Annotated in this window: 10 protein-coding genes and 1 tRNA gene; 8 read left to right on the plus strand and 3 right to left on the minus strand. The window is 42.7% G+C overall.

All coding sequences use genetic code 11. From position 1 onward, the window contains the following. Window positions 1-252 precede the first annotated feature (252 nt). The 8 genes from ispE to lepA all read left to right on the plus strand — a co-directional run bounded on the left by ispE (window position 253) and on the right by lepA (window position 9,313). A complete protein-coding gene (ispE, locus tag ACKI39_RS01015) occupies window positions 253-1,149 on the plus strand; it encodes a 4-(cytidine 5'-diphospho)-2-C-methyl-D-erythritol kinase (protein ID WP_407396767.1) in 897 nt (298 codons plus the stop codon). Window positions 1,150-1,265: 116 nt separating this feature from the next. Then, window positions 1,266-1,550: a septation regulator SpoVG gene (spoVG, locus tag ACKI39_RS01020; RefSeq protein WP_407396769.1), complete on the plus strand. Its 285-nt coding sequence runs from the start codon at window positions 1,266-1,268 to the stop codon at window positions 1,548-1,550. Window positions 1,551-1,585: 35 nt separating this feature from the next. Further along, window positions 1,586-1,658, plus strand: a tRNA-Gln gene (locus ACKI39_RS01025). Window positions 1,659-1,691: 33 nt separating this feature from the next. Continuing rightward, window positions 1,692-2,246, plus strand: a complete 555-nt coding sequence (locus ACKI39_RS01030) for a 50S ribosomal protein L25 (protein WP_407396771.1) — start codon at window positions 1,692-1,694, stop codon at window positions 2,244-2,246. A gap of 65 nt (window positions 2,247-2,311) precedes the next feature. After that, window positions 2,312-3,682, plus strand: a complete 1,371-nt coding sequence (gene tilS, locus ACKI39_RS01035; protein ID WP_407396773.1) for a tRNA lysidine(34) synthetase TilS — start codon at window positions 2,312-2,314, stop codon at window positions 3,680-3,682. Window positions 3,683-3,709: 27 nt separating this feature from the next. After that, window positions 3,710-5,848 (plus strand): tetratricopeptide repeat protein, encoded by a 2,139-nt coding sequence (locus ACKI39_RS01040; RefSeq protein WP_407396775.1) that lies wholly within the window; start codon window positions 3,710-3,712, stop codon window positions 5,846-5,848. Further along, the gene (locus tag ACKI39_RS01045) at window positions 5,835-7,487 is read left to right on the plus strand and encodes a S1C family serine protease (protein ID WP_407396777.1); all 1,653 of its coding nucleotides are present in this window, start codon (window positions 5,835-5,837) and stop codon (window positions 7,485-7,487) included. Before ACKI39_RS01040 ends, ACKI39_RS01045 begins: the two co-directional genes overlap by 14 nt. A gap of 20 nt (window positions 7,488-7,507) precedes the next feature. Then, window positions 7,508-9,313 (plus strand): translation elongation factor 4, encoded by a 1,806-nt coding sequence (gene lepA, locus ACKI39_RS01050; protein ID WP_407396779.1) that lies wholly within the window; start codon window positions 7,508-7,510, stop codon window positions 9,311-9,313. Between the two features lie 35 nt (window positions 9,314-9,348). Here the strand turns inward: lepA and ACKI39_RS01055 are convergent, their stop codons facing one another. The 3 genes from ACKI39_RS01055 to ACKI39_RS01065 form a co-directional block, all read right to left on the minus strand. Beyond that, window positions 9,349-10,998 carry a 6-hydroxymethylpterin diphosphokinase MptE-like protein gene (locus ACKI39_RS01055; RefSeq protein ID WP_407396781.1) on the minus strand — a complete coding sequence of 550 codons (1,650 nt, stop codon included), beginning with the start codon at window positions 10,996-10,998 and terminating at the stop codon, window positions 9,349-9,351. 17 nt (window positions 10,999-11,015) lie between these two features. Next, window positions 11,016-12,536, minus strand: a complete 1,521-nt coding sequence (locus ACKI39_RS01060) for a SurA N-terminal domain-containing protein (RefSeq protein WP_407396783.1) — start codon at window positions 12,534-12,536, stop codon at window positions 11,016-11,018. 144 nt (window positions 12,537-12,680) lie between these two features. Then, window positions 12,681-13,772, minus strand: coding sequence for an Mbeg1-like protein (locus ACKI39_RS01065; RefSeq protein ID WP_407396785.1), 1,092 nt, complete (start codon window positions 13,770-13,772; stop codon window positions 12,681-12,683). Window positions 13,773-13,835 lie beyond the last annotated feature (63 nt).

Raw genomic sequence — 13,835 nt, forward strand, 5'->3', positions numbered from 1 at the left:
AATGAAAAAAGTAAAACTGCATTAAACTATTTTACGGATAGAAAGTTTACAGCATCAATCGACATGATCTTAGGGAATATGTTTATGACGGAGACTATACGCTTTCCCGATTGGATTACAATGCAAAACTTTTCCCTGCTCTGGATCCTAATGGTGATGTCTATGCCGATGGGGACGCAATTCATCCTTCTCCATCGGTTTTGCATTTTTGCCCTTGACCCGATTGCTTTATTTCAATATATTATCTTGCGTATGTGTGACAGTATAACTGTTCCTGCTCCTGCTAAAATAAATCTTGGTCTCAAGGTTTTTCCTAAACGGGCGGACGGTTACCACGATATACAGAGTGTTTTTCAGACGGTAAGGCTTTTCGATGAAATTACGGTAAGCCTCCTAAAGGATGAAGACAACACCTGCATAGTGGAATGTGATTCACTTCAGTTGCCTGAGGAAAATACGTTTACCACATCATACAAAGCTTTCTGCGTGCTGACTGGCATTCAAAGAGGAGTTCGTGTTTCTGTAAAGAAGCGTATTCCTGCTGGCGGTGGATTGGGGGGCGGATCGAGTGATGCTTCATCTTTTATTCAATCCCTTGACAATCTATTTGGCACTCAGCTTGACTTTTCTGCTTTATCTGAGCTTGCAGGAAAAGTTGGTAGCGATGTTTTCTTTTTTACCCATGCTTTGAATGCGGACGGAAAGAAAAGATTTTCCAGCTTTGAACCTTATGCGGCTTATGTTGAAGGAAGAGGAGAAAAGGTTCGTCAGATAGAATGCAGAAATGATTTTTCAGTACTTCTTGTTTTGCCTGGTGTGTCGGTTTCAACGAAAATCGCTTACGGTCTTGTTGACAGGGAGCATGAAAAAAACAGTTCAAATAACTGCAGCTTGGTTCAAGGAGAATCTCTGGAATCAATCTACAGAAAAAAAATAGGCGACTGGAATTTTGTGAATGATTTTACAGTTCCTGTCGCAAGAGAATTCACCCAGGTGGCGGATGCTCTTGAAAAGCTCAGAGACTGCGGTGCCCTGTTTGCAGACATGTCTGGTTCAGGCTCCACCGTGTTCGGTGTGTTTTGTGATGTAAGTGACGCTCTTAAGGCAAGAAAAATGCTGGAACGGTACTATGTAACTGTACTTTCGTGAAATTTGAATTTAAAAGAAATTTATTTCCGAATTTCCAAAAGTCCTGTATAATTAAGGTAGAATGTTCGCGGTAGGATACCGAGACTATTTTACTTCAATTTAAAGGAGAAAAGCTTATGCAGATTACAGACGTACGTATCCGCAAGGTTGAAGCTGAAGGTAAGCTCAAGGCTTATGTTACAATCACATTTGATGACTGTTTCGTTGTCCACAATGTGAAGATAATCGAAGGAACATCTGGCCTTTTCATCGCCATGCCAAGCCGCAAAACTGCTAACGGTGAATACAAGGATGTTGCTCATCCTATCAGTCCTGACTTCCGTAATGCCATCCAGACAAAGATTCTGGACGAGTACAACGCTGGTCATGTTGAAATTGGAACAGGAAGTGCCGACGACTAAGAGTTTCTTTGGTCTTGGAACTTTTTGAATATTTTTAGGCCGTCGTCAAGTGGTAAGACAATGGCTTTTGGTGCCATCATTTCGCTGGTTCGAATCCTGCCGGCCTAGGATTTTATTTTATTATTTTTAAGGAGTTCTAAGATGGAACGTTTCGTAATCAATGCTACAACACGCAAAGAGACAGGAAAGAAGTATGCAAAGGCTCTTCGTGCAGAAGGAAAGATCCCTGCTGTTGCATACAATGAAAAGGGTGAAGCTACAATGCTCGAAATCGCAGGAAGCGAATTCGAAAAGGCTTGGAGATCAATCACAAAGACAACTCTCGTAACACTTAAGATTGATGGTGCTGATAATACAGCATATATCAAGGATACAGAGTATGACATCATCACAGACAAGGTTCTCCATGCTGATTTCCATGTTGTAAGCGGCAACAAGGCAATCAAGGCAAAGATGAAGATTCATCTTGCTGGAACACCTGCTGGTGTACTCAAGGGTGGATTCATGGTTAAGCATGTTTCTGAAGTAATCCTTAAGGCTCTTCCACAGGATATGCCAGAAAAAGTTTCTGCAGATGTAAGCAAGCTTGAAATCGGTCAGAAGTTCACAGTTGCTGATCTTAACCTCGGCGACAAGGTAACAGTTCTTACAGCTCCAGCTTCTGTTGTTGTTTCAATTGCACCACCAAAAAAATGATCTTAACTGAATAAGATGAAGGCTGTCCAAGGTCAACTTTGTTCCTGGGCAGCTTTTTTTATGCCATGAAAAAATTTGATGATAAAAATTTCGAAAAAAAAGTTCTTGAAGGACTGAAATGTGCTCTGTCGTTGGTTGGATGCGGCGTTGAAGGCTGCTCTTCTATCGGTGTTGCCGTTTCTGGAGGTGCTGATTCCGTATCTCTTCTTTGTGCGTTGAAAAATATACTTCCTGAAAACATTGTCCTCAAGGCGGTGACCGTCAATCATAATATTCGTCCTAGTGAAGAGACGTCGGGAGATGCCGACTATGTTGAAGCTCTTTGTGCCAACCTGGGGATTTGCTGCGTGCGCTATGAAATTGAAAGAGGGCTTGTTGGGCTTAAATCAGAGAATGAAAAGACTGGTATTGAAGACAGTGCAAGAAGATTGCGTTATGAAAAATTCAGTGAATTCATTGCCGCTGAAAATATAGATTATCTTTGCCTTGCCCATAACAGGAACGATCAGGAAGAGACTGTCCTCATGCGTTTCCTTCAGGGCAGCGGCGATCTGAGCGGAATTCCTATGGCCAGAGACAAATATATCAGGCCTTTGCTAGATATTACGCGTTCAGAGATAGAAAACTACCTTACTGCCATAAATGTTTCCTATAGGACAGATTCCACAAATCTTGAAAATGACATGATGAGGAACAGAATCAGGAATCTGCTTGTTCCCGTGCTCAACGAAAAATTCGATGGGTGGAAAAGGGCTGTTGAAAGCCTTGCCGAAAAAAGCCGCAGGGACAATCATGCTCTTGATCTTCTTGCCAGGGAATCCCTTGCTGATATTTCCTATGAGGATAAGGCTGGAGCTGTAACTTTTGATTCGGATGGTTTTTATTCTTTGCATAAAGCCCTAAGGGACAGAATTCTTATGCTTGCTGTAAAAAGCCTCAAATCTTCTGCAAGAATTCCTCAGTCTTTCATAAGCCGATGGTCGGACAGGGCTTACGCTGAATCCAGGAAGGTAGAATTCTGTTCAGGCATTCAATTCAGACTGGACAATGGAAAAATTGCTCTGGAAAAGAAAAGCAAAGTAGCGACAGAAGAAGGTTTTTTTGCTATAATAGAAGAACCTGGTGATTTTTTTATTGGTGAGACAGTTTTTAATGCAAGGAAAGACGGGAAAAGTCTGTTGATTTCTTGTGGAAAAAAAAGTATCTGCCTTGAGCAAATGGATTTTCCTTTTGTGTTCAGGAGCAGACAGCCTGGTGATGAAGTAAAATGCAGTGACGGTACCATGAGGAGCCTTTCTGGAATTCTTGATGGATGGAAGACTTCTGGAATGCAGGATAGAATTCCTGTGGTTCAGCAGATGAAAAAAACGTCGCAGAATATAAAATGTATCTGGGGCAGCCTGTGCGGTTTCAATGACTGGATAGTTTTGGACTGAAGGGTGACTTGGTTTACGGGAAAAAAAATGAAAAAAATTTTTAGTATCTTTTTACTCAGTGTTTCATTCTTTGCATTCGCCTTGGAACCTATCAAGTCGGGTGACGCTCTCAAGGACAGCGCTGATTTGGCAAACAGACGTACTGCTTTGAGGTGCCTTTCCAATGCAACCAACTACGCGGCGGAAAAAAACTTCGGTGCTGCAATGAGCCAGGCTCAGCTTGGGATTGCCTATGATGATTCAATCTCTGATCTTTGGTATGTTGTGGCAGCCTGCAGCTCCGCTCTTGGTAATACCAGGGCAGAGATCCTTCCTGTGCTTGAACGTTCACTTGAAATCAACAACTGGGTCAACTATAACCGTGACAATGCCCGCCTTATGGCTGCAGACATTCTTTCAGAGACAAACAGGCTCCATAAGGCCCTTGAACTTCTTGACTCAAAACCAATGCTCTATTCTTCCGATGCAGAATTTGTCCGCGTAAAGATCTACTACAGGCTTGGTGGTTCTGATTCTGTTTCCAAGGCAAGGAATAAGATTGATGGTGCAAGAAGGATATATCCTACGGATACAAGATTTCCTCTTGTTTTCTTTAAGTTTGAGAATCCAGATGATCTTGATGCCAATGCAAAACGTCTTTCTGAATATTTCATTGCGCAGATTGCTCAATATCAAGAAGCAAGTCCTGACAAGGATGCTGAGCTTGAGATCTATGCCGCAAGCTTTGCGCAGGGGGAAGTAAAGAAGCGTCTCCTCAAGTCTTTTTCTGCCCGTGGACTTAAACATCCCCTCTATGCAAAGGAAGCATTGAAAGCTGGTCTCATCGATCAGCAGCATGCCTTTGAGTATGTCTGTATGTTTGCAGAAAATGAAATTGACTATGATATGTTCAAGGGACTCATTTTGAATATAGATGATGACAAGGTCATTGAATATATTTCAGAATATATGGAATCCTTTGAAGGCTCTGTGGTTCAGGATACCGATGGTGATGGAAATTCCAACATCCTTGTAAAGTATGTTCGTGGACGACCTCAGGAAATTTTCTATGACAGGAACCAGGACGGCAAGCTTGAATGGACTGTTGAATGTGATTTTGGTGTTCCTGTATCAGGTAATTTTGAAGAGCGGAAAATGTCCTTTGAATGGAGCCAATTCCCTTATCTCAGCAGCCTTTCCTTCAATTCAAAGGATAAGGATACCCTTGCTGGTGAAAAGTTCACCTTTGCTGGAGAATCCATCATGTGGACTCCTGTACTTATTGAAAACGATGAAGACATCTCAACGAAGACTGGAAAGAATTTTTTCTATCCAGTCCTCAATCCAAAGGTGCCAGAGATTTCCAATTCACAGCTTCTCGATGCTGCTTCAGCCTTTGAGATTGATTCACTCATGAAAAACGGTGAGAAAATTTCCTTTGTGCTCCTCAATGGAAATGTGACACAGGCTATGTACTACAAGGACAATGTTCTTTATGCACAGGCTCAGTTTGAAGGAAACATTCCTGTTCTTCGTGTCGTGGATTTTGATAACGACGGTGTTTTCGAGACGACAGAATTCTATGATCTGGATGAAAAAGGTGACATGGAGGTTCATTCTCTTACTGATGAAAGAACAATCATGCAGAATCTCTATGGAGTTCCTTCGAATGGTGCTGAATTCTATCTTCGTATGGTTCAGATTGATACAGACAGGGATACTGTGCCTGATTTTACTGAAGAATACCTTCCACATGGCGGTAAGATAACTTCCTGGGATACAGATTCAAACGGTAAATGGAATGTTCGTCATGTTGTCTATGCAGACGAAGGAAAAGGAAAGAAAGAGGATTCCATGTTCTATGTCAGCCCTAAGAATCTTCTGGTAAAGGTTGCTTTCATTGATGGAATGCCTAAAGAAGTTTCCTATGGTGTTGATGATCTTCAGGTAACTCCTGGAAATAGCGGAAAACTTTACTGGCTTTCCAAGAATGTAAAGAATCTTGAAAGCAAAAAGTACACGGTCCTTGAATCAAAGGTTTTGGACGTTCTTGATGGTAAACATGAGCAGGGAATCTCTTCCATAGTTGAAGAATCAGATGTGCGTGCCATCTGTATACGCATTGCAGAAAATAACTTTGCGCTCATCATAGAAGAAAGTGATTGGAATGAAAATGAAAAAGAGTAGTGTTGTATATTTTGTGTCAGCTTTGCTTTGCTTTGGAATGCTTTCGTGCAGATCCATCAAGAAGCCTGAAAGCGTCTATGTTCCTGTTGATTATACAGAGGAGGATGCTGTAAAGGATCAGATTGATTATGTCCTTAAGATGTCTGAGAAAGACACTATTCGTGCTGTATGGCGTTCAAGGATTCTTGCTGAAAAGGCATCTGATAATCCCGAGGCAAAAGCAACCTTTGAGAAATGCTGTGAAAAAGCCGTCGAAGACATGAACAAAAAGATCGAGGAAAAGGATTTCTTCAGTGCCCTTAGGATTGCAAGGTCTCTTTCTGCGGTTTCTTATTCAAGTAAATCTATGGTCATGACCGAATCTCAGGTTGAGGAAGAAGCCTACAGAAATGTGCCAGGAAAAGGAAAATCTTCTGGAAGCAAAGAAAATGTTGCAAGGCTTATAAGCGGTACTGTGACTGTCTATGTTGATAAGGGAATAAAAATTCAGCGTGGCGTTGGATATGCTGATTCTGTTCTCGGTAGCGGTTTTTTTATTTCAAAAGATGGATATATCGTTACAAACCATCACGTGATCTCCGATATGGTTAACAAGAAGTATGAAGGATATTCACGCCTTTACATAAAGCTTGCGGATGATCCTGATACAAGAATTCCTGCAAAGGTGATTGGATATGACAGCACCCTTGATATTGCTCTTATAAAAACAGAAGTTGAAGCTCCATATGTATTTGCCTTGGGGTCATCAAGCGATCTTTCCGTGGGAGATAAGGTTTATGCCATAGGTTCACCTTTAGGACTTGAAAAGACTTTGACAAGTGGCATCATCTCTTCTACAGACCGTCAGCTTTTTACTGCTGGTACAGTTTTCCAGATCGATGCTGCTGTTAACTCAGGCAACTCAGGTGGTCCTCTTGTCGACGAGCAGGGAAGGGTTCAGGCAATTGTCTTTGCTGGGGTTGCAAACTACCAGGGGCTTAATTTTGCCATTCCTGTTGAATATCTTAAGAATGAGCTTCCATTTCTTTATGCAGGTGGCGAGAGAAAACATCCTTGGATCGGTGCCTACGGAAAGACAAAAAGACTTCCAGGGGCTGGGGCAAAGAGGGAAGGTGTAAATGTTCTCTATTGTCTTCCAGGCGGAAGTGCGGATCTTGTTGACATAAAGGAAAATGATACTGTCGTTGCCATAAATGGAATGAAGGTTAATTCTCTTGATCAGCTTCATGTTGCCATGATGAAGCTTGAGTCAAACATCATTGTCAGGGTTACTGTTGAAAAGGAGGATGGAACACGGGCAGATAGGCTTGTATATCTTGCAACAAGACCTTCTTCTCCTGGATATGAAGTTTTCAGGCACGATGATTTGGGCAATGCCATGTATCCTATGCTGGGGATGCGGCTTATCAATTCTTCTTCAATGAACAGAAGGCAATACATGGTAACAAAAGTCATTAAAGGATCCATTGCCGATGAAACGGGGTTCAGTGAAAACGATCCTGTGGAAGTACATGATGTTGCTTTTATGGAAGGAAACTCTGGGGCGGTGGTTACTTTGTATGCCAAAAAGAGGAAAAACGGATTTCTTGATGTGAGTGTCAGGGTTCCAGCTCCAATGGACAGCCCTTATTATTTCTAGAACAATTATAGGAAACAATTATGAAAGACTTGAAATACAAACGCAATTTCTGCATTACAGCCCACATTGACCACGGTAAGTCAACCCTTGCTGACCGTCTGATCCAACATGCAAAGATCATCGAAGACCGACAGATGATGAATCAGATCCTTGACAACATGGACATTGAACGTGAGCGTGGAATCACAATCAAGAGTCAGGCTGTTACCATCCCATATCATGCAAAGGATGGCAATGATTATGAGCTTAATTTTGTTGATACTCCAGGTCATGTTGACTTTTCCTATGAGGTCAGCCGTGCCATTGCTTCCTGCGAAGGTGCTCTCCTTCTCATAGATGCAACTCAAGGTGTCGAAAGCCAGACCATGAGCAACATGTACCTTGCCATGGAACAGGATCTTTCAATCGTTCCTGTTGTCAATAAAATCGACCTTGCAAGTGCTGACGTTGAAAGCGTAAAACGCCAGATTGACAAGGATCTTGGTCTTGACAGCGCAGATGCCCAGCTTGTCAGTGCAAAGACAGGTGAAGGCGTCGATGAATTGCTTGAGGCGATAGTGACAAAACTTCCGCCTCCACAAGGAGATGTAAATGCTCCATTGCAGGCCCTGATTTTTGACTGTCACTATGATGAGTACCGAGGGGTTGTAGTCCACATCCGCGTAAAGGAAGGTACTGTAAGGACTGGAGATGTCATCCGTCTTATGAGTACAAATACCGAATACAAGGTGGACAAGTGCGGTATCTTCAAGATTAATTACGAGGAAACGGGTGTTCTTGAAGCGGGTGATGTAGGATACATCATTGCTGGAATCAAGACAGTTAGCGACGTTAAGGTTGGAGATACCATCACCACTGCCGCTAATCCTGCCAGCGCACCTCTTGAAGGCTTCAAGGATGTAAAGCCTGTTGTCTTTTCTTCAATCTATCCGATTGATTCCAATGATTACGAAGAGCTTAAGGAAGCAATGGAAAAGCTTAAACTCAACGATGCTTCCCTTGTCTATGAAAAGGATAATTCCCTTGCCTTGGGTAATGGTTTCCGCTGTGGCTTCCTTGGACTTCTCCATCTTGAGATCGTTCAGGAACGTCTTGAACGCGACTTTGACCAGGTTGTAATCTTTACAGCCCCTAGTGTCCGCTATAAGGTAACTCCAGCAGGTAAAGAAGAATTCTATGTGGATAATCCTGCTGATTTTCCTGATGGAAAAATCAATTCTTCCCAGGAACCATACATCAGGGCTTCCATCATTACTCCAACTGAATTCCTTGGTAACATCATGGAACTTTGTCGCATGAAGCGCGGTGCCCAGACAAACATGAGCTACCTTGATGAAAAGCGCGTTGAACTCATTTACGAAATGCCTCTTTCTGAAGTGCTCTTTGATTTCTATGATAAACTCAAGTCATATAGCCGTGGCTATGCCAGCTTTGACTATGAAGTAATCGATTATCGTCCGACTGACCTCATTAAAATCGATATACTCATCAATTCAAAGCCTGTTGATGCCTTGGCTCAACTTTGCTACAGACCTTCCGCAGTGGAGCGTGCAAAGGTTGTCTGTGAGCGCCTTAAGGGGGAGATCACTCGCCAGCAGTTCAAGGTTGCAATCCAGGGTGCCATCGGTGCCCAGATTATCGCTCGTGAGACTGTTAACCCTGTTCGAAAGGATGTTCTTGCCAAGTGCTATGGTGGTGACGTTACCCGTAAAAGAAAGCTTCTTGAAAAGCAGAAGGCTGGTAAGAAACGTATGCTCATGGCAGGAAACGTTGAACTTCCACAGAGTGCCTTCCTTGCGGTTCTTAAGGAAAAGGAAGACAACTGATAGGTTTTCTTAGGATACTGATCTGTTCTGCGGCCTCAATATTTCAGCCATTTGAGAAAATTATCTATTTCAGCACGGACTCTTTTCAGGAATGAGGAATCTGTGCTGAACCTGTATCCATCTGGAAAGTGCAGGAAAAGATATTCTCGTTGTGAAAGAAGATTCTTTATCTGCTCTTCAATGCTTCCGCCGTCATAATGCTCTGATTCAATTCCCTTTGATAGAAGGGATTTTGCAGTCTCAAGGGCTTCAATTTCATTTCTTATGAATTCCGTTGTCCTTTCAGTTCTGCTTTCTATTTCATCTGGGAATTTGATTCCTCCATGGTTTTGCAAAGCCTTTATTCCCTCTGTTGATTTTTGAGGAAGACCTAAATTCATTCCTGTTGGAGAAGCATCGTAGGTGTTTTTTTCCTTTCCAAAAAGCCTTGTGAACTGCTGAGCATAGGCCGATAGGAGTTTTGTCGTGACGGTTTTTTCCCCGTTTTTGGAAAGGATGTATCCTGCGCCTGGAGCAAATGAAGCATCGGTGTTTTCAACAGGAGTAGTCCTGTTTGTTGCAATCAATCTTCCCTTGTGTGCCATTGTTCCCTTTGCGTGGGTGAAACCGACAGAGTAGCTGAAATCCAATCCTGCGGTGTATACTTCTACGGAGTCATCCTTCCTCAGCCTCAATGCAATATGAAAAGCTGCAAGTCCTATTGAACCCATGGGAAGAATGTAGTTTTTTATCAGACCTTGCCTGATCAGGTTTTCAAAGAATTCACCTTCTGTGTAGCGGGAAGCAAAGAAAACAGTCCTTGTGTCCAATCTGTCGATGATTTGATATCTCGAGGAAAGGTCGGCAAAGAAAGTTGTCTGTGACTTTCTTATTTTCTCTGTGGTTCCTGTGTATGCCTTCTGAATGGCAAACTGGCTTTCCATGCCTGCCACTGCGTCGGGAACTATTCCGCTGTCAAGTAAAGGTGAAAGGGCTGCATCCACTGCAATGATGTAGAAGGCCTCTCTGGCTGTTTTGGACCAGTCTATGGCATCAAGACCTTCTCCAGCACCAAGAACAAGAATTGGCTTTTCTACGGTTTTCTCGACATCTTCAAGAAGATAGGAATGTCCAAGTCTCCCTAAGTTTGAAACAAGATTCTTTGAAAAGAGCCTGCCGAATTTAACCAGAGTAATTCTGTTCTTCCAGAAGGTTCCGATTATATCCTGGATTGCAAGGGCAGTGTAGTCATATAGATCCTTTGAAAACTGAACTCCTGCACTGAAGTCCAGTCTGAGGCTTCTTTTGATTTTTCCTGTTGAAAGGCACTTTTTTATTTCTGTTTCTATGATGGAAGCGTTGTCAAGATTGAATATTTTTATGTCAGTCTCCGTCCACAGTGCTGATTTCCCAAGTTTCATCCTTGCAAGCTCTTCAAGCTTTGGATCTGCTTCAATGGCAATTATGCTGCAGTCTTCAGGAAGCTTTTCAAGAAGCTTATCAAGGCCGTGCCAGAGGAGAGGTGAGAATATTAATATAAGGGTTCCTGGAAGTATTTCTGTCTTTTCAATTAAAGACTCTACAGCCTTCGTCGGATTATATTTCGAATAGAGGAAACGACCTTTATATTCAACGGTGTTTAAAAACGAAAAGCCCTGGCTGGCACTAACCAGACGGGGCTCCTCATTTTGGATAAGATTTTCCAAATTGTTTCCTGACTAGCTTAGTTCTGTCTTCCGCTGCTCATCATTTCAAGGTAAGTTGGGAAGAAGTTGTCCACTACCTTGTCGCTAGACATGAGTGTGTTCTGCATGCTGCTCATATCTGCCTGATACATGGTTCCAAGGAGGTTCAATGCATTTTCTGCAACATCGTCATACTGGATTCCAGAACACTTTGCAACTACGACTGTGTTTCCAAGCACGAAAGGAGCGCTGATTTCGTCCATCTTGAGGGAGAACATGGTCTTGTATGCAGATGCGTTGTTTGCGATAGAAGCGATTTCTTCAACATCTGAAGTCTTGGCATAAATTTCTGTGTTTCCATAGTTCACTGGGAAAGCTGCTACATCCTTTTTTTCTACATTGAACTTGGCACATGCATTGTCGAAAGATGTGATGGCTGCTTCGGAAGTGAAGTCTGCAGCGAGCTTTGTAAAGTAATCTTCAATGACTGCCTTTTCATTCTGCTTCATGTACGAAAGAACTACATTTACTGTCTCTTCGTTGTCGAAGTCTGCAACGATCTTGTCGCCTGTAGCCTTGAAGATTGAATAACCACGCTTTGTTCTGATAACTTCGCTTATTGTGTCCTTTCCAAGTCCTGTGATCTTTGCAAGATCATCAGTGTTGTCGATGGCGCCTTCAACCTGATATGAATATCCGCCAGTCATAGTTCCGTCTGCAGAAGAGTAGTATTTCTGCGACTTTTCGCTTACGGCATCTTCAAATGTGATTTCGTTTGCGTTGATCTGCTTGAGGATAGCCTTTGCTTCTGATTCTTCATCCACTGTGATCACAGCAAGGTTGTACTTTGTGAACTTGTCTGCATTGTTCTTTCCGAATGCTGCTGCTTCAGATGCTGGATAATTCTCTGTGTTGAATGCAGCAACTTCGAATGAGTGCTTTTCTTCACCCATCTTAGCAAGGAACTGCTTTTCTGAATCGCTGTACTTTATTCCGTAAAGCTTGATTTTTTCCTGTCCGTCAACGCCGCTTGTTGCAAAAAGGTCGTTGATATAGCGGGAATATGTAAGCTGACCTTCTGCGTTTTTCTTAAGCTTGTCAAGATCTGCCTGTCCAACCTGGTTGTACATTCTCTGTGAAAAGTTTCCGTTTTCGTCTGTGAATGCAGGGAGGATTGCACGGTTGATTGCTTCCTTAGAAACAGTGAAGCCAGAATTCTTTACAGCACCTGTAACTGCATAGTCGAGAACTGTCTGTCTGAATGCCTGGCTGAGGATGTAGTAGTACATCTGGTCGTTAACCTGATAGCCTGCCGACTGATAGCTCTGAGCAAGGTTTGATGCTGCGTTGTAGAATCTTGAACCTGGTTCGTAAGAAATCTTCTGTCCGTTGTATGAGCCGAATGTGTTGATGTGGCGCTTATTGAAGAAAGATTCGAAGATTGCGCTGGCTCCAAATGGGAGGAAAACGAGGGCAGAGATGATGAGGATGATCACTGCACCGATCTTTGAACTTTCCTTCTTTGATTTTTTTTCTGGGAAATTGATTACTTCACTCATGGAATTAAATCGTCCTTTTATATATTTTTCTTTTTTGATGACCTTGAAAACAAAGATTTCAAAGACTACCTATTTTAACATTGTAGATTTACTGTGTCAATTTGATTTAGGTTGAATGTAAGGAATTGCCTTGTCTCCGTGCACCTATGAATGGATTCCCTCCACTGCGGTTTTTGCCAGCAGCTTTATGGACTCAAAAAGCACCTTCCGTGTCGTTCTGTCCGCTTCGGAAAGGTTTTTTATCAGTGTGAATATCTCGTCATGGCTCATGGACGAAAGCTGGGTGTTTGTCTTGATGCCCGTGTCCCTAAGGAAGCCGAATATGCTTTTGACGAAAACTTTCTTTTGATCCATGTTGAGCCTGTCTATCCATCCGTTGACAGTCTTTTCTATATATTTGCTTTCGCTGTTTGTGTCTTCCGCATATGTAAACCTTGGTCCATATATCTGCCAGCTGAAAGGGTCATGCTGCATAAGGCCTTTTTCCGTGCTTTTGACGGTCTTGTAGTCATCTCCGTGTGAAAAAAGCATTCCGACGATGGAAAGCTCAGGCACAAATGAATTGATTTTGTCTTCGATGGCTTTGAATTCCTGTGTTTGGAGGAATTCAGGACTGAATCCAGGTCCGTCATTGTTGTATACGGCGACAATCCTGTCCTTTGTTTCCCTGGAGGCTTTAGCCGCTGCATAGATCGCAAGGTTTCCTCCCTTTGAATGGCCACCGACAAACAGGGAGTTCCTTGTGGAGGACGCTATCTTTTCAAGGTAATCTAAGGCATCCTCCTGTGCGGGAACCTTTTCCATGCAGGCAAGATTGAAGTCTTCGTTCCAACCCACCATGGTATCGTCGGTTCCTCGTAAAGCGACGAAGCTTAAGCTGTCTGTGGAGAAGGTTATTGCCGAGAATTGCTCGGTCTTTTCAGGGATATATCTGTCGATGAAGGCAGAAAGATCTATGTCCCTGAAGCGCTGGCATGATGCGGCCTTTTCAAGAAGGGTCCAGGTCTTTGTGTTTATGAATGCTCCCTGCGTCTTTCTTTTGTCGGCGTCTGGCAGCAAGGAGAATTTCTTCGGAAGCTCCTTAAGTTGTATCTTATTTGAAAAATCAGAGGATACCACGGAATTGTAGTCAATATAACTCAACTGGCAGAAAATAAGTGCATCTATTTCGTTGATGGGACTGCTTTCAAAGCTGATGTCTCCGCGCCATTCGATGTAATCAAGCAAATCTGACATAAGGTAAATATACAGACAATAGATTTTTTTTTCAAATTTATGGTAAACTTCAGACCAACGAGA

It is taken from the genome of Treponema sp., assembly GCF_045641405.1.
Classification (GTDB): Bacteria; Spirochaetota; Spirochaetia; order Treponematales; family Treponemataceae; genus Treponema_D.

Coding starts and splice junctions, on each gene's coding strand:
- ispE (WP_407396767.1), top strand. CDS start 253: ATGTGTGACAGTATAACTGTTCCTGCTCCTGCTAAAATAAATCTTGGT.
- spoVG (WP_407396769.1), top strand. CDS start 1,266: ATGCAGATTACAGACGTACGTATCCGCAAGGTTGAAGCTGAAGGTAAG.
- ACKI39_RS01030 (WP_407396771.1), top strand. CDS start 1,692: ATGGAACGTTTCGTAATCAATGCTACAACACGCAAAGAGACAGGAAAG.
- tilS (WP_407396773.1), top strand. CDS start 2,312: ATGAAAAAATTTGATGATAAAAATTTCGAAAAAAAAGTTCTTGAAGGA.
- ACKI39_RS01040 (WP_407396775.1), top strand. CDS start 3,710: ATGAAAAAAATTTTTAGTATCTTTTTACTCAGTGTTTCATTCTTTGCA.
- ACKI39_RS01045 (WP_407396777.1), top strand. CDS start 5,835: ATGAAAAAGAGTAGTGTTGTATATTTTGTGTCAGCTTTGCTTTGCTTT.
- lepA (WP_407396779.1), top strand. CDS start 7,508: ATGAAAGACTTGAAATACAAACGCAATTTCTGCATTACAGCCCACATT.
- ACKI39_RS01060 (WP_407396783.1), bottom strand. CDS start 12,536: ATGAGTGAAGTAATCAATTTCCCAGAAAAAAAATCAAAGAAGGAAAGT.
- ACKI39_RS01065 (WP_407396785.1), bottom strand. CDS start 13,772: ATGTCAGATTTGCTTGATTACATCGAATGGCGCGGAGACATCAGCTTT.